Source organism: Xanthomonas sp. MLO165 (assembly GCF_018831305.1).
GTDB classification, from domain to species: Bacteria; Pseudomonadota; Gammaproteobacteria; order Xanthomonadales; family Xanthomonadaceae; genus Xanthomonas; species Xanthomonas arboricola.
This window is the reverse complement of sequence record NZ_CP029263.1, coordinates 933,510-953,110: the sequence shown is the minus strand read 5'-3', so window position 1 is coordinate 953,110 and position 19,601 is coordinate 933,510. Positions and strand designations below refer to the sequence as shown.

At 66.8% G+C, this 19,601-nt stretch carries 14 protein-coding genes and 1 riboswitch; of the genes, 4 read left to right on the top strand and 10 right to left on the bottom strand.

The window, feature by feature from the left end; genetic code table 11:
* Positions 1-384: 384 nt before the first annotated feature.
* The 6 genes from DGN21_RS04000 to DGN21_RS03975 all read right to left on the bottom strand — a co-directional run bounded on the left by DGN21_RS04000 (position 385) and on the right by DGN21_RS03975 (position 11,304).
* Positions 385-1,587: an OmpA family protein gene (locus DGN21_RS04000; RefSeq protein ID WP_215825127.1), complete on the bottom strand. Its 1,203-nt coding sequence runs from the start codon at positions 1,585-1,587 to the stop codon at positions 385-387.
* A gap of 325 nt (positions 1,588-1,912) precedes the next feature.
* Entirely contained in the window at positions 1,913-3,937 is a 2,025-nt protein-coding gene (locus tag DGN21_RS03995) for an alpha/beta fold hydrolase (protein ID WP_164738853.1), read from the bottom strand.
* Positions 3,934-4,971 (bottom strand): DUF4105 domain-containing protein, encoded by a 1,038-nt coding sequence (locus DGN21_RS03990; RefSeq protein ID WP_126965309.1) that lies wholly within the window; start codon positions 4,969-4,971, stop codon positions 3,934-3,936. The genes DGN21_RS03995 and DGN21_RS03990 overlap by 4 nt, the downstream gene beginning before the upstream one ends.
* Entirely contained in the window at positions 4,968-5,540 is a 573-nt protein-coding gene (locus tag DGN21_RS03985; protein ID WP_102581988.1) for a TetR/AcrR family transcriptional regulator, read from the bottom strand. Before DGN21_RS03985 ends, DGN21_RS03990 begins: the two co-directional genes overlap by 4 nt.
* Positions 5,541-5,664: 124 nt before the next feature.
* Positions 5,665-8,379 carry a phosphoenolpyruvate carboxylase gene (gene ppc, locus DGN21_RS03980; RefSeq protein WP_126965308.1) on the bottom strand — a complete coding sequence of 905 codons (2,715 nt, stop codon included), beginning with the start codon at positions 8,377-8,379 and terminating at the stop codon, positions 5,665-5,667.
* Between the two features lie 399 nt (positions 8,380-8,778).
* On the bottom strand, positions 8,779-11,304 hold the full coding sequence (locus DGN21_RS03975; protein ID WP_126965307.1) for a prolyl oligopeptidase family serine peptidase: 2,526 nt from the start codon (positions 11,302-11,304) through the stop codon (positions 8,779-8,781).
* Positions 11,305-11,443: 139 nt separating this feature from the next.
* Positions 11,444-11,557: riboswitch (S-adenosyl-L-homocysteine riboswitch) on the top strand.
* Between the two features lie 31 nt (positions 11,558-11,588).
* Here DGN21_RS03975 and ahcY point away from each other — a divergent pair.
* The 3 genes from ahcY to DGN21_RS03960 all read left to right on the top strand — a co-directional run bounded on the left by ahcY (position 11,589) and on the right by DGN21_RS03960 (position 13,930).
* Positions 11,589-13,031: an adenosylhomocysteinase gene (gene ahcY / locus DGN21_RS03970; protein ID WP_024938318.1), complete on the top strand. Its 1,443-nt coding sequence runs from the start codon at positions 11,589-11,591 to the stop codon at positions 13,029-13,031.
* A gap of 328 nt (positions 13,032-13,359) precedes the next feature.
* Complete coding sequence (locus tag DGN21_RS03965) at positions 13,360-13,608, top strand: SHOCT domain-containing protein (protein WP_065032054.1); 249 nt, start codon at positions 13,360-13,362, stop codon at positions 13,606-13,608.
* A 16-nt stretch (positions 13,609-13,624) separates the two neighbouring features.
* On the top strand, positions 13,625-13,930 hold the full coding sequence (locus tag DGN21_RS03960) for a hypothetical protein (protein WP_126965306.1): 306 nt from the start codon (positions 13,625-13,627) through the stop codon (positions 13,928-13,930).
* 263 nt (positions 13,931-14,193) lie between these two features.
* On the opposite strand, the gene DGN21_RS03955 is transcribed toward DGN21_RS03960, so the two are convergent.
* Complete coding sequence (locus DGN21_RS03955) at positions 14,194-14,751, bottom strand: DUF3228 family protein (protein WP_054591395.1); 558 nt, start codon at positions 14,749-14,751, stop codon at positions 14,194-14,196.
* 57 nt (positions 14,752-14,808) lie between these two features.
* Entirely contained in the window at positions 14,809-15,354 is a 546-nt protein-coding gene (locus DGN21_RS03950; protein ID WP_126965305.1) for a DUF2058 domain-containing protein, read from the bottom strand.
* 382 nt (positions 15,355-15,736) lie between these two features.
* Here DGN21_RS03950 and DGN21_RS03945 point away from each other — a divergent pair, with 382 nt between their 5' ends.
* On the top strand, positions 15,737-17,107 hold the full coding sequence (locus tag DGN21_RS03945) for an alpha-amylase family protein (RefSeq protein ID WP_024938324.1): 1,371 nt from the start codon (positions 15,737-15,739) through the stop codon (positions 17,105-17,107).
* 131 nt (positions 17,108-17,238) lie between these two features.
* On the opposite strand, the gene DGN21_RS03940 is transcribed toward DGN21_RS03945, so the two are convergent.
* Both DGN21_RS03940 and DGN21_RS03935 read right to left on the bottom strand, forming a co-directional pair.
* Entirely contained in the window at positions 17,239-18,174 is a 936-nt protein-coding gene (locus DGN21_RS03940; RefSeq protein WP_126965304.1) for a Gfo/Idh/MocA family oxidoreductase, read from the bottom strand.
* Between the two features lie 370 nt (positions 18,175-18,544).
* The gene (locus DGN21_RS03935; RefSeq protein WP_184577058.1) at positions 18,545-19,522 is read right to left on the bottom strand and encodes an NAD(P)H-quinone oxidoreductase; all 978 of its coding nucleotides are present in this window, start codon (positions 19,520-19,522) and stop codon (positions 18,545-18,547) included.
* Positions 19,523-19,601: the final 79 nt, after the last annotated feature.

Genomic DNA, 19,601 nt, shown 5'->3' with positions numbered 1-19,601 from the left:
CGGTACCAGAGCGGCCAACACAAGAACGCTGACGGTCGTCAGGTAGGTGCGGACGCGCGCCCAGAATCGAAATGTACGAGTGGTCCGTGATGCTTCCGAGCACGGCCGCCCCGCATGCCGGCGGCGCAGTCGATGTGTTGGCCGCTCGAAGCGCGGCATCAGTTTTGTACACCTGCAACTCACCGCATGGTGCGCCGCTTTGAGCAGATCCCCCGCGCACCGACCGTCAGGACGCACTGCACGAGGCAGCGGCGCACCGACATGAGATGGGCCGGCATCCGTCCATCGACACACCTGCCCGGACCGCCTGCGCGGCGCGCCAGCTATCCGGGACCGTCGTGCTCCTGCGCCTGCATGCGAGTGATGCCACGCAGATCGGCCCACTCAGGTGCGCAGGAAGATTTCCACGCGTCGGTTGAGTTGTCGCCCGCCGGGGTTGTCCTGCCCATCCAGCGTATTGGGTGCCACCGGTTGCGATTCGCCATAGCCTTTTGCGCCGGCCGACTGCGCGGCACCGCGGGTGCGTAATGCGGCCAGCACCGCCTCGGCGCGGCGCTCGGACAGCGCCTGGTTATAGGCATCGCTGCCCTTAGCATCGGTATGCCCGCGAACCTCCATGTCCTTGGCGCTGACCTTGCCGAGTGCGGCCGCCAGCACGTCGAGCACGCGCGCGGCGTCGGGGCGGATCTCGGCCTTGTCGAAGTCGAACAGGATGCGCTCGTTCAAGGTGATCAGATAGCCGCACGGTGCGCCGGGAAGTGCGAACTTCTGCAGCAGCGGGAAGCGCCCGGCCGGCGGCACCTTCGGCAGCGGCGGCATGCGCACTTCGCGCGGCGGGGTACCGACGGTGCCGGTGCCATTGCCGCGGTTCTGCACCAGTCCGTCCGGGCCGTTCCAGGTTCCCGAGCCGTCGGCGTTGATGGTGATCAGACCGCGCGGGCCGTTCCAGGTACCGCTGCCATCGCCGTGGTTGTCGACCAAGCCACTCTTGTCGCTGTTCCAGGTGCCTGCCCCCTTGCCATCCAGACTGATCAGGCCGGCCGGGCCGTTGTAGGTACCGGCACCGCTGGCCTGGACCTGGACGATCGCGTCGTCGCCACCGGTGCCGCTGGCATTGATGGTGCCGCTGCCGTCGGCATTGACGCGGATCAGGCCGCCATCGAAGTTGGCGGTACCGCTGCCATCGGCCTTGAGGTCGAACAGCCCGCCGTCGCCGTTGCGCAGCAGATTGCCGTTGGCATCGACACTGGTGATGCCGGCGTCGTTGATCAGGCTGCCGCCATCACCGCAGCGTGCCGGCGTCACGCTGACACCTTCGATCGGGTCGAGAATGTCCTGCAGCGAGGCTTCCAGTGCGCGCTGCGCCGGGGTCACGCCGGCAATCTCCGGCACCACGATCGACGGGATGGCCGGGAACTCGGGCACCGCTTCATCGGCGACCGGTGGTGATGCGGACGGAGGCGCTGCAGTCTGCGCTGCCGGCGGCGTGGCGCCCGCAGGGTCGGCGGCCTCGCGTTGACCTTCGCCGCGGCCGCAACCGGCCAGCAGCAAGGGCACCCAGATCACTGCCGACAGCGTCTTGCGCATTGCGTCTTCCCTGGTTCGAGCGTGTTCGAGAACCGCCTGATAGCACGGGCCAGGTAAACAACGCGCTAAACGCGGCCAACGCAACGACTGCGCGACCGTCAGGCAGTGCGGTCGGTGCCAGGATCGGCATGCTCGTGCACTCCGCCTCCTGCGCGTCGTCCGCACCCACCGGATGACCGCGTGTTGCCCAGGTTTGCCGGCCCAGGCGTGAGCGATCGCAACGCCGGGACGCGTACCGGACAATGGTGCGCATTGGCAGCGGACAAACTCCACACCCCGCGGTGCGTGACTAGTAGCCACACCTTCCAGCGAGGGTGCAGCGCACTCAGAACGTCGCCGGCGTCGCAGCCGGACGCGCGGCCTGCGCCTGGTTTGTGTCTGCCGCTTCGGCTTGCAGCTGCTCGTGCAGGATGCGGCGAATCTCCAGAATCGCCTGCGGGGTTTCCTGCACGCTATGCCAGGAGGTCACCACCAGCTCCGACTCGGCACCGTCCAGATGCGCGCTGCGATACGGCACCAGGCCATCGTCGGAATCGGCCAGCGGCACCTGCGGTTTTTCGCGTCCGACGATGGTGTGGTAATGCACCTGCGGGGAGATCGGCAGGTCCATGCTGGCGCGCACGAACGGGTCGGTATCGCGCAGGTTGTCGATGCTGGTCGGCGGCAGCAGGCGCCGCTTGCGTCGCGGGTCGTCGCCCTGGCCGCCACGCTCGCTGCTGGCCAGGTCCTGAAACACATCGCCGAAGCGATCCAGCAAGGCGATCGGCAAACGCACCAGGCGGCCGACAAAGCGCCCGAGACCACCTTCGGCCAAGGGCGTGCCGCGATGCGGCGCGGCGATGAAGATGGCGCGGTCGACCTGCGGCATTGGCGAAAAATGCAGCAACGGCGACAACTTCGCGCGGATGCGTGCGCCGCGCTCGCCGTCCAGCCGGTAGTCTTCCAGCAGCGAATTCCACAGGCGCTCGCCCGACGAAGACACCAGCAGGCGCCCGATCACCCCGCCCATGCTGTGGCCGATCAACACCATGTCGTGCGATGCGATCGCCGTGCCGGACGGATCGAAGTGCTGCAGGCTGCGCTCCACCAGGGCCTGGATTTCGGCGCGGTTGACCGCCACCGGCGCATTGGTGGGGTAGTACACCTGCCAGATCTGGTAGCGCTGGCGCAGCGCTTCATCGCCCATCACTTCGTTGGCGACATTGACCCAGGCTTCCGGGCTGCTGGCAAGGCCATGCAGCATCAGCAGCACGCGTCGGTCCGGGTCGTAGGGCTGCATCAGATACAGATGCGGGCGGTCGATGCCGCGCGCGCTGCCCAGCATCGAGCGCAGGGACTGCGCGGCAAAACCGGACCTGGCTAGCCACAGGCCATACGCGGCGGTGAAGTTGGCCGCCAGCGGCACGCGCTGGCCATGCAGTACCACTTCGTTCTGGCGATACGGGTCGTAAGGCACCACGGTGACGGCACGACCGCGCAGCACCGCATCCAGCGTATCGCCCTCGAAGCGCAGCAGCAGCGTGGCCGGTGCATACGGCATCTCGCTGAAGGTAGGCAGCGGACGCTCAGGTGTCGCGACAGCGGCAGCAGATTGTTGCAAGGCCAGTCCGGCAGGGTCGCCGACCACCTGCGGGTCCACCTCGGCCACCAGTTCGGCGCCGAAGCCGTCGCGTCGATACGTGCTGCGCAGCCCATCGAAGCGCAATGCCGAGGCGGCAAAGATCGCGCGCGGCGTGTTGCCGCCGCCCGGCAACCGATACGCAGACATGTCGATACCGACCTGCCAGCGGCCTATGCTGGTCGGTTCGCGCTCGCTCTGGCCGGTCTGCTGCGCGCGTGCGAACAGGCGTTCGATCACCTGCTGCACGGCGTAGTTGTAGTAGTCGCGCACCTGCGTCTGGCGATTTTCGAACGCACGCGCACTGGGCGCCCGATCGGTGAAAAACAGATACGCGTACGCATGCCGCGCGGCCTCCAACCAGGCGTCGACTGCGGCATCGCTCATGGTTGTCGGGTCGCGCCCGCCCAGCGCAATCGCATGCGCGGTCCATAGCTCGGCCTGCGTTGCCAGCCGGCGCTCATCGCCGATGCCTGCGACGGTGGCGAGTTGCTGCAGGCAGGGCAGCGGGTCGCTGCGGCAGGCCTTGGGTTGCAGACCGGCCACCTGCACCGTCTCGCCGCTGGCCTGGCTCAACGCGCCAGTGCTGAGCACATCGCCACGCGTGCGCGCGATGAAGTCGCCGCTGCTGTGCGATTGCACCGTGACCATGGCGCAGCCGCTCAGCCACAGGCTCGCCAGCATGCCCGCCAGCACCGCGGCGGTACGACATCCACGTAGGCGCGGCGTCACCGGGGTGCGCTCGCGGTGGCCCCAGGCGCCGGTGCCTGCGGCATGCCGGCGCGGATGCGCTCGGAAAAATCGGCCGCCCTGTCTGCGGCGATCGCACGTGCGGTGAAATGCCCGCGCTGCTTCAGTGTGGCGAAGTCGTAGCCGGGCATCAGCCCATCGTGATCGTAGGCGTATGCGTCGGCGTAGCCGGACAGCAACAGGCGATGATCCAGCGGCAATGTGGGCTGCAATTGCCGCGCCAACGCAAACACGATCGTGGTGCAGTTGCTGGTGAGCGTGTTGTAGAACGCCGGCGCGCGATTCAAGTCGTTGGCCAGGCCCACGTAGCCCATGAACATGCGGCGCAGCCCGGCCTTGGGAATCGCCAGCCGATACAGATACATGTCCTCGCCGCGCACATTGGTGCGCACGCGCAGGATGTCGCGCTCGTCGGCGGCTACCAGGGTCTCTTCGAAACTGCGGAAAAACCCGCCCAATGCCGAGAACGACTCGTCGCGCTCCTTGCGGATTTCCAGCGAGAACACCACGTGCGAGCCGTCGTCGAAACCGAACGACACCAGGGTGTGCGCGATGGCCGGGCCCATCCAGTACGACAGCGCCAGATCGGCGCTGACCAGACGGTCCAGATCGTACTGGCGGGTTTCCCAGCGCGGCTGGTAGTCGGTTTCGCTATGCCAGTCGAAATTGCGCACGTTGTGCAGCGTGACGATGTTGCCGTGCACCTCGGGCTGCAGGCGCTGGGCGACATCGTCGGCCCAGTCGCGGTCCTGGCTGGGCTGCATCATCCACCACGACACCGCCAGCACCGCAAACGCCGCACTGAAGATGCCCACCAAGGCCCAGTTCTCGCGGCCACGGCGCAGGCCCCACAACGCCGCGATTGCCATCGCGCACCACGAGCCCACCCACGCCGCGCGCACGAACGCATTGCCGGTCAGTGCGAAATAGATCGCCAGCCCGCCCCAGAGCGCGGCCAGCACCAGCGCCACCCGCAACGCCCAGCGCCCGATGCGCGACCGCGTGGCCGATTTCATCGGGTGCCGCCTTCCGGCACCTGCATGCCCAATGCGTGCATCAACAGATCAGCCGAACGATGGGCGAGGCGTTTGCGTTCGGACTCGTCATTGCCGCGCAGGCAGCTGCCCAGCATGTCGATCACCAGCAGCAGCTGTTCGTCGTCGACATCGGCACGGCACAGGCCGGCGTCGCGGGCGCGATGCACGAATGGCAGGAAGATGCGCACCACACGCCGGTCGGCGGTTTCCACCGCCGGGTGCGCGCGTTCGATGGACCGCCAGAAATCCACCAGCGGCGCGGACTGGGCGATGTGCTCGGCCACGTCGTGCAGCAGCACGGCCAGTCCGTCCGGGCGCTCGGCCAGATCGGCGGCCAGCCGCTCCAGGCCGTCCAGGCCGCGGGTCATCAGCGCGGTCATCAGCGCGAGCCGGTCGGGGAAATTGCGGTACAGCGTGGCGCGGCCAAGGCCGGCACGCTCGACCACCAGTTCCAGCGGGGCATTGACGCCGTGTTCGCTGAACACTTCGTCGGCGGCATCGAGTATCTGCCGGCGGCGCAGCGCGGCATCAGGGCGGGAAGTCGTCATCGCGGCATTATCGGACAGATTTGTCCGGTTACGCCAGAGCCCGCTTGTCGATTCCGCGCCCTCTCCGACCAACGGTCGGATCGGATTGGACCATCAAATCCGACGGTCCAATCAGCGAACCGGATCAGCCGGTGTTCTGCACGCCTTGCGAGACGCCGTTGACGCAAGCGACCAGCGCGCGCAGCAGTTCGTCGTCCTCGCCATCGGTGGCACGCCAGCGTTGCAGCAGGTCCACCTGCAGCACGCTGATCGGGTCGATGTAGGGGTTGCGCAGACGGATCGACAAGGCCAGCCGCGGGTCGTGCTGCAGCAGCGACTGCTGGCCGGTCAACGCCTTCACCCAGCCCTTGGTCAGCGCCAGCTCGGCGCCGATGCCCGGGAAGAACCGCTCGTGCAGTTCCCCCGACAGCCGCGAGAACAGCTCGGCGATGGTGAGATCGCCCTTGGACAGCACCATCGCCACGTCGTCGAGGAAGGTGCGGAAGAACGGCCAGTCCTGCGCCATCTCGCGCAAGGTGTCTTCGTGCCCGGCATCCACTGCCGCCTGCAGGCCGCTGCCCACGCCGTACCAGCCCGGGATCACCGCACGCGCCTGGCTCCAGGCGAACACCCACGGAATCGCGCGCAGGTTGGACAAGGCCGCGTCCTGGCCGAGCCGGCGCGACGGGCGCGAGCCCAGCGTCATGCGTTCGATCACGTCGATCGGCGTGGCGCGGCGGAAGTACTGCATGAAATCCGGCGCGCCGACGAAGGCGCGATACGCCACGGTGCTGCGTTCGGCGACCAGGTCCATCACCGGCCGCCAGCGATCCTCGCGCGGCTCGGGCGCACGCGGGCGCAGGCTGGACAGCAGCACCGCGCCGGTCATCTGTTCCAGCGAGCGCAGCGCCAGGGCACGGATGCCGTACTTGCGATGGATCACCTCGCCCTGCTCGGTCACACGCAGCCGGCCATCGACACTGCCGCGCGGTGCGGCATCCAGCGCGCGGCTGGTCTTGCCGCCGCCACGTGCGATCGAGCCGCCACGGCCGTGGAAGAAGGTCAGCCGCACGCCCAGCTCGGCGGCGGCTTCGAGCAGTTCCACCTGCGCGCGCTGCAGCCCCCAGCGCGAGGCGGTGATGCCGCCGTCCTTGCCGCTGTCCGAATACCCGAGCATCACCATCTGCGTATCGCCGCGCGCGGCCAGATGCTGGCGGTAGACCGGGTCGGCCAGCAGATCCTGCACGGTGCCGGTACCGCCGCGCAGATCGTCCACGGTTTCGAACAGCGGCACGATATCCAGCGGCACTGCGCCGGTGTCGTCGACCAGGCCGCCACGGCGCGCCAGCGCCAGCACGGTGAGCACGTCGGCGCGGTTGTGCGCCATCGAGATGATGTAGCTGCCCAGCGCATCGGCGCCGTGGCGGCTGCGCGCATCGGCAAGCGCGGCAAACACCGCGTCCAGCCGCGCATTGCCTTCGTCATCCACGCGCGGCAATGCCTGCTCGCCGGCTGCATACGGACCGAGCAATGCAGCGCGCTGCCTGGCATCCTGTTCGTCCCAATCCGCCTGGCCGAGTGCATCGGCCACCGCACGCGCATGCACGCTCGATTCCTGGCGCACATCCAGCCGCGCCAGATGGAAACCGAAGGTGCGCACGCGCCACAACAGGCGGCGCACCGCGAACCAACCGGCGTGCAGGCCCTTGTTGGCCTGCAGGCTGTCCAGGATCAATTGCAGGTCGTGTTCCAGCTCGGACGGGCTGGTGTAGGCACCCTCGGCATCGTCCAGCGTGGCCTGCAGGCGCGCGCGCATCAGATCGTTGAGCAGCCGGTACGGCATGTCGCCGTGGCGCGGACGCGAGCGTGCGGCGTCCTCCGGCAACAGCGCGCGGTAGCGCTGCAGTTGCTCGCTCAACGCCGGGCTCACCGCCACCAGCGTGGTCGACTGGCTGAGCAGGCTGGCCAGTTGCCAGAGTTCCTTCTGATAACGGTCCAGCACCGCACGCCGTTGCGCATCCAGCGTGCCGGCGATGGTGACGGCATCCACGTTGGGGTTGCCGTCCATGTCGCCGCCGACCCAGGTGCCGAAGCGCAGCAGCCGCGGCAGGGTCGGCACGCTACCGTAGGTTTCTTCGATGGCGTGTTCGAGGGTTTCATACATCACCGGGACCACGCGATACAGCACCTGGGTGAGATAGAAGCCCACATGCTCGCGCTCGTCTTCCACGGTGGGGCGCACCGGCGAGGAGTCGGCGGTCTGCCAGGACGCGGTCAAGGCCATGCGGAAGCGCGCCGCGTCGGTGGCGCGCTCGTTGGGCGTGCGCATGCCGTCCAGGTTGTCGACCAGGCTGGCGACCATCAGCTGCTCTTTTTCCAGCAGCGCGCGGCGCACCGCTTCGGTGGGATGCGCGGTGAACACCGGCTCCACGTCAATCCGCGGCAACCACTCGCTGAGTTCGTCCAGCGTCACGCCCTGCGCCTTGAGCCTGCGCAAGGCATCGTGCAACCCGTCCGGCTGCGGCGTGTCGGTGCCGCTGCGCTGGTATTCGCGGCGGCGGCGGATGCGGTGCACGCGCTCGGCGATGTTGACCACCTGGAAATAGGTGCTGAAGGCGCGCACCAGCGATTCGGCCTCGCGCGGCTCGCGCCCGGCCAGCTGCTCGCTCAGCGTCGACGGCGGGGCATCGCTCTCGCGGCGCGCAATCGCCGTGGTGCGGACGCGTTCGATCTCATCGAGAAATTCCGCAGAGACCTGCTCGGCGAGCAGGTCACCGACCAGTGCACCGAGCCGACGCACATCGTCGCGCAAGGCAAGATCGGGGGTAGCGAACACAAGACTGCTGCGGTACTCGTTCATCGGAAACGCACACCCTCTCAAGCGCAAAGTCGTCGAAGACTAACCCAAAAGGATTAGATGATCGCGACCGGCACGACGGTTTCAACACCAACCATCGTGTGCTGGCGCACGTCGCGATGAATCTCGTAGGAGCGCGCTGGCGCGCGATGGGGCTTTCCCGGTGATGCCCCATCGCGGGCAGGTCCGCTGCTACGCGAGGTGGCTGTCCTGGTCATGCTGCGTCGCGCCCGGGTGCGCTCCTACCGGTGATCGCGGCAATCGCGTGGACGGCGCAGCGAATCTTCCCGGGACGCGAGGCGGACGCATTCGCCGTAGGAGCGCACCCGGGCGCGACGAGGCGTTATCGATAAAGCCGCATCGCGCGCAAGCGCGCTCCTATCGGTGCCAGCGCGCCACCGATCACCGCGTGCGCGTCGCGCCGGTCTCCTTCATCGGCTCGCCGAGATTGGTCTTCAACCACTGCTCGCTCTCGGCCAACATCTGCAGGATCGACTGCCGCGCGCGATACGCATGCGATTCGTTGGGCAGCAGCACCAGCCGCGCGTTGCCGCCCAGGCCCTTGATCGCGGCGAACATGCGCTCGCTCTGGATCGGGAAGGTGCCGGTGTTGTTGTCGTCCTGGCCGTGGATCAACAGCAGCGGATCCTTGATCTTGTCGGCGTAGTTGAACGGCGACATCGCCTGATACACCGATTGCGCCTGCCAGTAGTTGCGCTCCTCGGCCTGGAAGCCGAACGGGGTGAGCGTGCGGTTGTAGGCACCGCTGCGTGCGATGCCGGCCTTGAACAGCCGCGTGTGTGCGAGCAAATTGGCGGTCATGAAGGCGCCGTAGGAGTGCCCGCCGATGGCGATGTGCTCGCGGTCGGTGACCCCGCGCCGCACCACTTCGTCCACCGCGGCCTGCGCATCGGCGACCAGTTGCGGCACATAGGTGTCGTTGGGTTCGGCATCGCCTTCGCCGACGATCGGCATGGTCGGGTTGTTGAGCACCACATAGCCGATCGCCAGAAACGCCTGCGGCCCCCAGTAGCTGATCGCGTTGAAGCGATAGGGCGAGTCGGTGACCTGGCTGGCGGTGTCGGCACTCTTGAACTCGCCCGGATAGGCCCACATCAGCAGCGGCCGCGGGCCGTCGCGCTTGGGGTCGTAACCGGGCGGCAGCAGCAGCGTGGCGGTGAGGTCCACGCCATCGGCGCGCTTGTAGCGGATCTGCTCCTTCTGCACGCCACGTAACTGCGGCAGCGGATGGGCGAAATGCGTCAACGCCCGCGGCGCAGGCGCTGCATCGCCCAATGCCTGCACCACATAGTTGGCCGGCTCCTCGGGCGACTCGCGGCTGAGCAGCAACTGCGTGCCTTGCGCATCCAGCAATGCCAGCGGTGCGGAATAGCTCGGCGCCTGCGAATGGAACAGGCGCGTGGCGCGCCTGCTCTGCAGATCGAAGCGATCCACGAACGGGCGGTCGCCTTCCGGCGAGGCGCCCTTGCCGAGCAGGAACAGGCTGTTGCCATCGGCGCCGGTCTGCAGCAGCGTGCGGCCCTTGCCATCGGCCACGGTCGCCGGCGTGCCGGGATCGTTGTAGCGGTCCTGCGAGGAGCGATCCCAGAGCAGTTCGGGCGCGCGCTGCAGCTGGTCCGGTGCAATGCGCCACTGCTTGGTGCGGCGGGTCTTCCACCAGCTTTCACTGAGGATGGCCAGATCGCCGCGGCCCCACTGGATGCCTTCGAAGCGGCTGCCCAGTTGCGCCAGCGTGACCGGCGCACGCGTAAATGGCGCAGCCTGCATCAGCACCGCATCACGAATCTTGCTCTCGCGTGCCGGGTCGCCGCCGTCCTGCGCCTCGGCCCAGACCAGCGTGGCCGGCGCATCGACGCGCCAGGCGATGTCGCGCACGCCGGTGGGCACGGCATCGTTGCCGGTCGGCAGGCCTTCCACCAATGGCAGCCGGGCGATCTGGCGCACCAGCTTGCCCTGCAGGTCCAGCACCTCGATACGGCGTGCGAAGTTGTCCACCGGCACCAGATACGAGAACGGCCGTTCGCTGCGTTCGCTCAGGATGTAACGGCCATCCGGCGACACCGACAGATTGAGATAGATGCCGGGCGTGGCGATCGGGCGCACCTGCCCGCTCACGCTGACGATGATGGGCTGGCCGGTGGCGTAATACTCGAACACGCGCGCATCGGCCTCGTTGCGCAGCAGGTCCTGATAGGTCGGCAGCGAGCGCACGCCGGCAGCGGCGCTGGTCTGCTGGATCGCCGGGCCGTCCGGCACCGCATCGCGGGTGGGCGGCGCGCCCTGCCCGGCCACTTGCTGCTGCAGCAGCAGGCCGCTGCCATCGGGCAACCAGCGCAGATCGTCGTTGACGCTGGTGTTCAAACCGGCCACCAGACGCCGCGCCTGCCCGGCCGCCACGTCCACCAGCCACAGCTCGTTGGCACCGCTGGCCGCGTCCTCGCGGCGGAACGCCAGGTAGCGCTGATCCGGCGACCAGCTCAACGCGGCCAGCGACAGTGGTGATGGCAGCCCGGCGATCTGCCGCTCGCTGCCGTCGGCCACCGACAGCAGCCACAGCTTGTCGGCAAAGGAGAACCGGCTGCTGGCAAAGGTTTTGGGATGGATGCGCAGGCCGGCCAGCTTGAGTTCGGGCTGGGCCACCTCGGCGATGTCCGGCAACGCCGGCAACTGCACCATCGCGCCCAGGTCGCGTTTGGGCGACAGGTGTAGCAGCGGCGCGCGCGGGGCATCCACCACTGCCTGCAGCGCCTTGGAGGGAAGTTGGTAGCCAGTGCTTGCCGCAGCGGCAGGTGGGCCAGCCGGCGCGACGGCTGCGGCCGCAGCCAGTGGTGCGCTCAGCGCCAGTACGCCTGCCAGGGCCCATCGCTGCTGCCGCCTGCCGTGCCGTGCATCGGGTGTCGCCTGCATTGTCCATCCCCAGTGTCGATCGACTCCGGACCATAGCAGCCACACGCTCCCCCCGCTCCCCTGCCGTTGGTTGGGGCGCGTGCCACTTCAAGCCGGCCAATTCATGCCGGAGGGGGGTGCTGCCGATATAATCAACGCTCTCGTCGAGGGGCGCTGCGACCGGTATGGCGGACTGATCCGCCAACTGCACGAAAAGTGCAGGAAATACGGCCAGGCTCGACAAGCATTCATCGTTCAACGGCGCCCCGCATTGCAGACATTGGTCTGCTTACCGGAGCTATTGCATGAACGCTGTCACGAAAATCGCCCCACATGCCGATTACAAGATCGCCGACCTCTCCCTGGCCGATTGGGGCCGCAAGGAGCTGGACATCGCCGAGCACGAGATGCCGGGTCTGATGTCGATCCGCCGCAAGCATGCGCAGACCAAGCCGCTGAAGGATGTACGCATCACCGGCTCGCTGCACATGACCATCCAGACCGCGGTGCTGATCGAAACGCTCAAGGACATCGGCGCCAACGTGCGCTGGGCCTCGTGCAACATCTTCTCCACCCAGGACCACGCGGCCGCCGCGATCGCCGCCTCCGGCACGCCGGTGTTCGCCTGGAAGGGCGAGACGCTGGAAGAGTACTGGGATTGCACCCTGGACGCGCTGACCTTCACCCTGCCCGACGGCACCCAGACCGGCCCGGAGCTGGTGGTGGACGACGGCGGCGACGTCACCCTGCTGATCCACAAGGGCTATGAGCTCGAAAACGGCAGCACCTGGGTCGACGAGCCGGCCTCCTCGCACGAGGAAGGCGTGATCAAGGCGCTGCTCAAGCGCGTGGCCGTCGAGCGTCCGGGTTACTGGACCCGCGTGGTCAAGGACTGGAAGGGTGTCTCCGAAGAGACCACCACCGGCGTGCACCGCCTGTACCAGATCGCCGAAGCCGGCAAGCTGCTGATCCCGGCCATCAACGTCAACGACTCGGTCACCAAGAGCAAGTTCGACAACCTGTACGGCTGCCGCGAGTCGCTGGCCGATGGCCTCAAGCGCGCGATGGACGTGATGCTGGCCGGCAAGGTCGCGGTGGTCTGCGGCTATGGCGACGTCGGCAAGGGCAGTGCCGCCTCGCTGCGTGCCTACGGTGCCCGCGTGATCGTCACCGAGATCGACCCGATCTGCGCCCTGCAGGCGTCGATGGAAGGCTTCGAGGTCAACACCATCGAATCCACCCTCGGCCGCGGCGACATCTACGTCACCACCACCGGCAACAAGGACATCATCACCGTCGAGCACCTGCAGGCGATGAAGGACCAGGCCATCGTCTGCAACATCGGCCACTTCGACAACGAGATCCAGGTCGATGCGCTGAACGCACTCAAGGGCGTGGAAAAGATCAACATCAAGCCGCAGGTCGACAAGTACGTGTTCGGCAACGGCAATGCGATCTTCCTGCTGGCCGATGGCCGCCTGGTCAACCTGGGCTGCGCCACCGGCCACCCGAGCTTCGTGATGTCCAACTCGTTCGCCAACCAGACCCTGGCGCAGATCGACCTGTGGGAAAAGCGCGACAGCTACGAGAAGAAGGTCTACATCCTGCCCAAGCACCTGGACGAAGAAGTGGCACGTCTGCACCTGGAAAAGATCGGCGTCAAGCTGACCACCCTGACCAAGGACCAGGCCGACTACCTCGGCGTGGACGTGGCCGGCCCGTACAAGCCGGATCATTACCGCTACTGATCAATCGGGCGGTTGATTGCCCGCATGTCACCGCTTGAACAGAACGGGCGCCGCAAGGCGCCCGTTTTCTTTGCAGGATGCTGGATGGCCCCGCGTGCAAGCGGCCCCACATGGCGACCAATTTGCGTTCGTGCCATGCGGCATCGACATGCATCGCATGGATGCAACGCCTCGAGCAAGACACCATGGAATCCAGCACGCCGGACAGCTTTGCCGTCGGCATGGCAGCTGTTGCCGTATGCGATACTCGGGCAAGGCTTGCGGCTTACCTGCGTGGCAGCAAGACCGGTCAACCACTACGTAACACCCATCGTCAAAAGGAACCAACATGGGCGGCTTCAGCATCTGGCACTGGATCATCGTTCTTTTCTTCTTCTGCAGCATCGCTGCCGTGATCAGCCTGATCGTCTGGGTCGCAAAGCGCGCGTCGCGCAAATCGACTGTGGCAACGACAGGGTCAGCAGCGCCAAAGAGCGCTCAAGCCAGACTGCTGGAGCTGGACACGCTGAGGTCTCAGCAATTGATCACGGATGCGGAGTACCAACAGCGCCGCAGCCATATCCTCAGCGAGATCTGAGCAGCGGCTGCAACGCATGAACCATGTTTCCGCTGTCCTGGATCAACATGTCCATGTGATCTGCGACAGTGCCATGCGCCAGCGATTGCTGACGCGTGGCACTTCGATGCAAGACCGCATCAGTCTGAGCTTCAAGAGCTCTGAAGAACTTGCCGAAATCCTCGGCCTGCTGCAATCACTGCAGCTTCCCTTCGCCGACGCACCTGCGGGCTGGCCGCCGGCGGCCGTCTTTGCGCAGCTCAGGGATCAGGGACTGGTGCAAGGCGCGATTACTACCGTCGTATGGGTCGCCCCGGACATGCCCGTGCTCGGCGTCGGCTAGCACGCATCTGCGCCAGGGGTGCCGGCAGCTGATCCGGTGCAATCCACGCAATGCCGCGCTTGAGAATGTCGCGCTGCGGCAAGTCCGAAAACTGCAGACGCAGCTCGGCTCTGCAGTCCCACCTGCAGCTACGTTTTTATGCTCGACGAAAGCAAGCGCTCGCGGTGGCGAGCGGCACCGCACCGCCACGCCAGAGTTCAAGAGCAGCGCTGCGTTCCCTGCCGCGCGGAAGAATTGCACGACACGCCGTGGCTATCCGCCCGCTACGGCCGCCAGTTCGCATTGTGTTCCCAGAACGCCACGCTGCGCCGGTACGCATCGCGGTCCAGTGCCACACCGGAGCCGCCTTCGTCCACGCCCAGTGCATTGCGCAGCATGGTGATGGGCGCCATCGGAATTTCTTCCGGCTCGGTGGTGTAGAGGCAACCGACCACGCCCCAGTCGGCGTCGATCGGCGCGCCCTCCTTGGCCAGCTGATCGCGGCTGTAGAGGATCGGCAGCAGATACGTCGCCACCGGTGGCTCCACACCTTCGAACCAGCGCACCAGCACCGGCAACTCCTGCGTGCTGCGTGCCTCGTAGCCGGAGCGCAGCTGGTGGCGGTTGTCGTCGGTGATCGGTGCAGTGAGGCAGCGCGTCGAGGTCCAGTTGCGGTGCACATGCAGCTGGCAGAACGGCGCATAGCCTTCGATCACGCGCACCGGCGTCTGTTCATTGAGCCGCTGGATGAACTGCTCGGGCGTGCAGTCCTGGATGGCGTTGCGACGACCATCGCGGGGAAACAGACGGGTGCGGGCAAACGGTGTGAGAACGATGGACATGACGGCGGTGAGTGGCAAAGAACGCCAGGGTAGCCTGCAGCCCTGCCATGCGACCACTTACCAGATCAGATCGTCCGGTACCTTGAACTGGCTGTAATAGTCGTCGTCGCTGTCCGGCGCCGATGGCGTGCTGCTACGGCCATGATCCAGCACCACAGCGTCCGCATCGCGGCTGTAGACCTTGTCGGCGGCCGCGCGCGGAATCAGCTCGAAGCCATCGCCATGCCGCACGATCACCAGCGCCCCGCTGGCCAGCTGGCTGCGCAGCGTGGGATTGACCAGCACGCTGCGGATGACGCGGCCGTCGTTGAAGCGGTAGTCGATCTCGCCATCGCGCTTGACCTTGTTGGTCTCCACGATCTGCCGGACCTGGGCCAGCACTTCCTGCCGCCGCAGCTGCAGCTTGCGTTCCTCGGCCAGCGCGCGATCGCGCTCGGCGCGCTCGGCCTGTAGCCGCGCTGCGTCCACCTTGTCGACCTCGGCCGGCACCACGGCCGCGCCCTTGGCATGACGCTGCTTGTTCTGCTCGCGCGCGACCTTGTCCACCTGGGCCTTCTTGACCAGGCCGGCCTTGAGCAGTTGTTCTTGCAGCGGATTGCGCATGGGAGGGGAACCGGTGAATGTGCGCCCAGTTTACCGCGCCCCGCGCCACCCAGCCTGACTGCCCAAGCCGCCCCGGCTGCAGCACCGCACCGTACCGCGGTACCGCGATCCACCCGCACCGCGCAAAGCGCGACCTGCATCGGGGTTTTCGCGGGTACTCGCATTGAATACGTATGCACAACAGCGATGTTGCGCCGCGATGCACGCTTAGCATCACCGCGCGCTGCACGCCGTGCGCGCGCTTTCCGGAACAGGGGCCGGAGGCCTTGATGCGGGCATCGCACAGCATGCGTGTGCTCGCGCTTACCGACTGGAGATCCATCCGATGCGCGATACGCACACTCCACCCCCACCCTCACGGCTTCAACGCAGCTCGCGGCTGCTGCTCGCCGCGCTGGTGCTGCTGCTGACCACCGCCAATGTGCAGGCCGATGTGATCCTGCACGCCTTCAATTGGCCGTATGCCACCGTGGAAGCACGTGCCAAGCAGATTGCCGATGCCGGCTATCGCAAGGTGTTGGTCGCTCCCGCGTATCGCTCGCAAGGCAGCGCGTGGTGGGCACGCTACCAGCCGCAGGATCTGCGCGTAATCGATGGCCCGCTGGGCGACACCGCCGCGTTCTCGCGCATGGTGCAGGCGCTGGCCAATAACGGCGTGGAAACCTATGCCGACGTGGTGCTCAACCACATGGCCAACGAGGCCGCGACACGCTCGGATCTCAACTACCCCGGCAGCGCCGTGCTCGCGCAATACGCTGCGAATCCAGGCCGTTACGACACCTTGCGTCTGTTCGGCACCTTGCAATCGAATTTCCTGAGCGCCAGCGATTTCGGCCCGGCCCAGTGCATCACCAACTACAACGACGCCTACCAGGTGCGCACCTATCGCATTTGCGGTGGCGGCAGCGATCCGGGCCTGCCCGACCTGGTCGGCAACGATTGGGTGGTGCAGCAGCAGCGCGCCTATCTGCAAGCGCTGAAGGGCCTGGGTGTGACCGGCTTCCGTGTCGATGCGGCCAAGCATATGAGCTTCGACCATCTCAATCGGGTCTTCGATGCGGGCATTCGTTCCGGCGTGTATGTGTTCGGCGAAGTGATCACCGGCGGCGGCAGCGGCAATGGCGATTACGACCAGTTCCTGGCGCCGTACCTGCAGTCCACGCCGCATGCGGCCTACGATTTCCCGTTGTTCAACGCGGTGCGCAATGCATTCGCCATTGGCGCCAGCCTGCAGCAGCTGGTGGATCCCGCGTCCACCGGACAGGCGTTGCCGGGCAATCGCGCGGTGACCTTCGCCGTCACCCACGACATCCCCAACAATGCCGGCTTCCGCTACGCCATCCTCGACCCCGTCGACGAGACGCTGGCATACGCGTATCTGATCGGCCGCAATGGCGGCATGCCGATGGTCTACACCGACAACAACGAAAGCGGCGACAACCGCTGGGTCAACGCCTATCTGCGCGACGACCTGCGCCGCATGATCGGCTTCCACAACGGCGTGCAAGGCAGCGACATGCAGGTGCTGTCGTCCAGCTCCTGCCATGTGCTGTTCCGGCGCGGCAGCCTGGGCATCGTCGGCATCAACAAGTGCGGCAATCCGGTCACCACCACCGTGGCGATGAATGGCAGCGTGCTGTACTGGAATGCGGATTATGTGGATGCACTGGGCTCGGGCAGCGTGGTGCGCATTTCCAGCGGCTCCTACACCTTCACGCTGCCGGCGCGCGGTGCACGCATGTGGCGCCGCTGAGCTGTCTGGCCAGCACGAGGCGTCCGCTGCGTGGTTGAAGCACGTCGCAGAGACACCCAGCCTTTGACACAAAAAACACCGGCTTATCGCCGGTGTTCTGGATGCTGCAACACGTTGGATGGTGCGACCGGCTACCAGGCGAACGGCGCGGTGACCTTGCGCGCGCCGAGCATGAACGCATCGGCCACATGCACGAACGGGGTGACATCCACCTCCGATTCGCCGGCGCGCACCAGCTGCACGAAACGCCGGTACAAACCGTCGTATTCGCCGGCGGCTTCCACTGGCTGCGGCTGGCCATCGATACTGAGCCTGGCACCGCCCTCACTGAGCATGAGCAGGCCGTCGGTGGTGTCCACTTCGATATCCCAGCGCTGATGGCCGGTCTGCAGAAAATCCAGTTCCGCCGTTACCGGCACCCCTGCGGTATCGACAAAACCGAGCCTGGCGTACAGCGGTGCCTGGCGATTTTCGGGCGTGTGCAACTCCGCTTCGCGCAGCGCGAAGGGGCGCGGCAACAGATGCGTGACGATGGACAGCGCATTGATGCCGGGGTCGAACACGCCCATGCCGCCCGGCTCCAGGATCCAGTCCTGGCCCGGGTGCCAATGGCGAATGTCCTCCTTCCAGGTGATATGCGCGCGCAGGATCTGCTTGTCGGCCAGCCACGCCCGCGCAGGCTCGACGGCAGCGGCGCAGCGCGAATGCCAGCTGGTGAACAGGCTGCGTTGCGCACGCTGCGCCAACGCGCGCAGATCGTCGATCTCGGCCAGGGTGGCGGCCGGGGGTTTTTCCAGGAACACATGGCGCCCGGCGGCCAGCGCGGCCTGTGCCTGCGCGTGCCGCCCGACCGGTGGCGTGCACAGCGCCACCGCTTCAATCTGCGGATGCGCCGCGAAGGCCTCTTCCAGGCTGTGATAGGCCGGCACTCCATCGACCGTGCCATGCCGGCTCACCGTGGCCATCAGCTGCACATCGGCACGCGCGGCGATGGTGGGCACGTGCTGGTCGCGGGCGATCTTGCCGATGCCGACAAGGGCAATGCGCAATGCGTCTGGATGCTTCATCGAAACCTTCGGGCTGATAGGGACGTGGCGGGACCCGCGCGATCGCCCGTTTCAGGCGCATGCACGGAGACTGGTGCAGCGGCGCGCTGCACCAGCGCACGCAACGGCGCAGTGTAAGGTCAGGCTGCGGTTCGCTGCGAGACATCGCTCCTGCTTGTTTTGCTATACCTGCGCCGCCCGGTGGCCGTGCAAGAGCCGCCATGCTGCATCGGTGCAACTGCACGGCACGCCTTGCCGTTCGTGGCCTTCCACCTGGTTGCGCTGGAGTACGGCGGCGGCTGCGGTGGGGCGCCCGGCCTGCGGCCGATGTATGGCCAGGCCTGCGACGCCGGCTGCAGACAGAGCTACCTGCATGCGCATTGCGATGCGCTCACATCTCCAGCACGACCTTGCCCAGGTGGCTGCCCTGCTCAAGATAGCGGTGCGCTGCAGCGGCTTCGCCGAGCGGGAAGCGCTTGTCGAGCAGCACGCGCAGCTTGCCCTGCGCGATCCACGGCCACACCACGCGCTCCACTTCCGCGGCCAGGCGCGCCTTTTCGTCGGCACTGCGCGGGCGCAGCGTCGAGCCGGTGAGGATGGCCTGCTTGCGCATCAGCAGCGGGATCGGCACCTCGATGGTCGAGCCGGCCTGCGAGGCGATATAGACGATGCGCCCGCGCGGGTTGAGCGCCTCCAGGGTGTCGGCGAATACCGCAGCGCCTACCATGTCCAGCGACACATCCACCCCGCCGTGCGCCTTGGCCACGTCGACAAACGATTCGGTGGTGGAGTCGATCGCCACATCGGCGCCCAGTTCGCGCGCCTGCGTCGCCTTGCCCGCCGAACGCGCAGTCGCCAGCACATGCGCACCGGCGGCCTTGGCCATCTGGATCGCAGTCACGCCGATCCCGGACGTGGCGCCATGCAGCAGCAGCCATTCCCCGGCCGCCAGCCGGCCATGCTCGAACAGGTTGGTGTACGCGGTGAAGATGGTTTCCGGTAGCGCCGCGGCATGCGCCAGATCCATGCCCGGCGGAATCGGCAGCACATGCCGCGCGTCGACCGCTGCGTACTGTGCGTATCCGCCACCGCCCAGCAGTGCACACACCCGATCGCCGACCTTCCAGCGACCGGCCGGCTCCACGATCTCGCCGGCGATTTCCAGCCCGAGCGTCTGCGGCGCGCCGGGCGGCGGCGGATAGTGGCCGGCACGCTGCAGCAGATCGGGACGATTGATCCCGGCCGCATGCACGCGGATCAGCACCTGCCCCGGCGCAGGACGCGGGCGCGGCTGCTCGCTGGCGTACAGTGCATCCGCATCGCCCTTGCCATCGCTAATGGCGATTGCAGTCATCGTGGTATCGCTCATGCGCAGCACTCCGTAGAAAGTGCACCCAGTGTAGAGCTGCCTGCGTCAACGTCCGGCGCAAGCCCGGTCGCGACATAGC

Bases quoted from the DNA above. Each gene is read 5' to 3' on its own strand.
- DGN21_RS04000 (WP_215825127.1), bottom strand. From the start codon at position 1,587: ATGCGCAAGACGCTGTCGGCAGTGATCTGGGTGCCCTTGCTGCTGGCC.
- DGN21_RS03990 (WP_126965309.1), bottom strand. From the start codon at position 4,971: ATGAAATCGGCCACGCGGTCGCGCATCGGGCGCTGGGCGTTGCGGGTG.
- DGN21_RS03985 (WP_102581988.1), bottom strand. From the start codon at position 5,540: ATGACGACTTCCCGCCCTGATGCCGCGCTGCGCCGCCGGCAGATACTC.
- ppc (WP_126965308.1), bottom strand. From the start codon at position 8,379: ATGAACGAGTACCGCAGCAGTCTTGTGTTCGCTACCCCCGATCTTGCC.
- DGN21_RS03975 (WP_126965307.1), bottom strand. From the start codon at position 11,304: ATGCAGGCGACACCCGATGCACGGCACGGCAGGCGGCAGCAGCGATGG.
- ahcY (WP_024938318.1), top strand. From the start codon at position 11,589: ATGAACGCTGTCACGAAAATCGCCCCACATGCCGATTACAAGATCGCC.
- DGN21_RS03965 (WP_065032054.1), top strand. From the start codon at position 13,360: ATGGGCGGCTTCAGCATCTGGCACTGGATCATCGTTCTTTTCTTCTTC.
- DGN21_RS03960 (WP_126965306.1), top strand. From the start codon at position 13,625: ATGAACCATGTTTCCGCTGTCCTGGATCAACATGTCCATGTGATCTGC.
- DGN21_RS03955 (WP_054591395.1), bottom strand. From the start codon at position 14,751: ATGTCCATCGTTCTCACACCGTTTGCCCGCACCCGTCTGTTTCCCCGC.
- DGN21_RS03950 (WP_126965305.1), bottom strand. From the start codon at position 15,354: ATGCGCAATCCGCTGCAAGAACAACTGCTCAAGGCCGGCCTGGTCAAG.
- DGN21_RS03940 (WP_126965304.1), bottom strand. From the start codon at position 18,174: ATGAAGCATCCAGACGCATTGCGCATTGCCCTTGTCGGCATCGGCAAG.
- DGN21_RS03935 (WP_184577058.1), bottom strand. From the start codon at position 19,522: ATGAGCGATACCACGATGACTGCAATCGCCATTAGCGATGGCAAGGGC.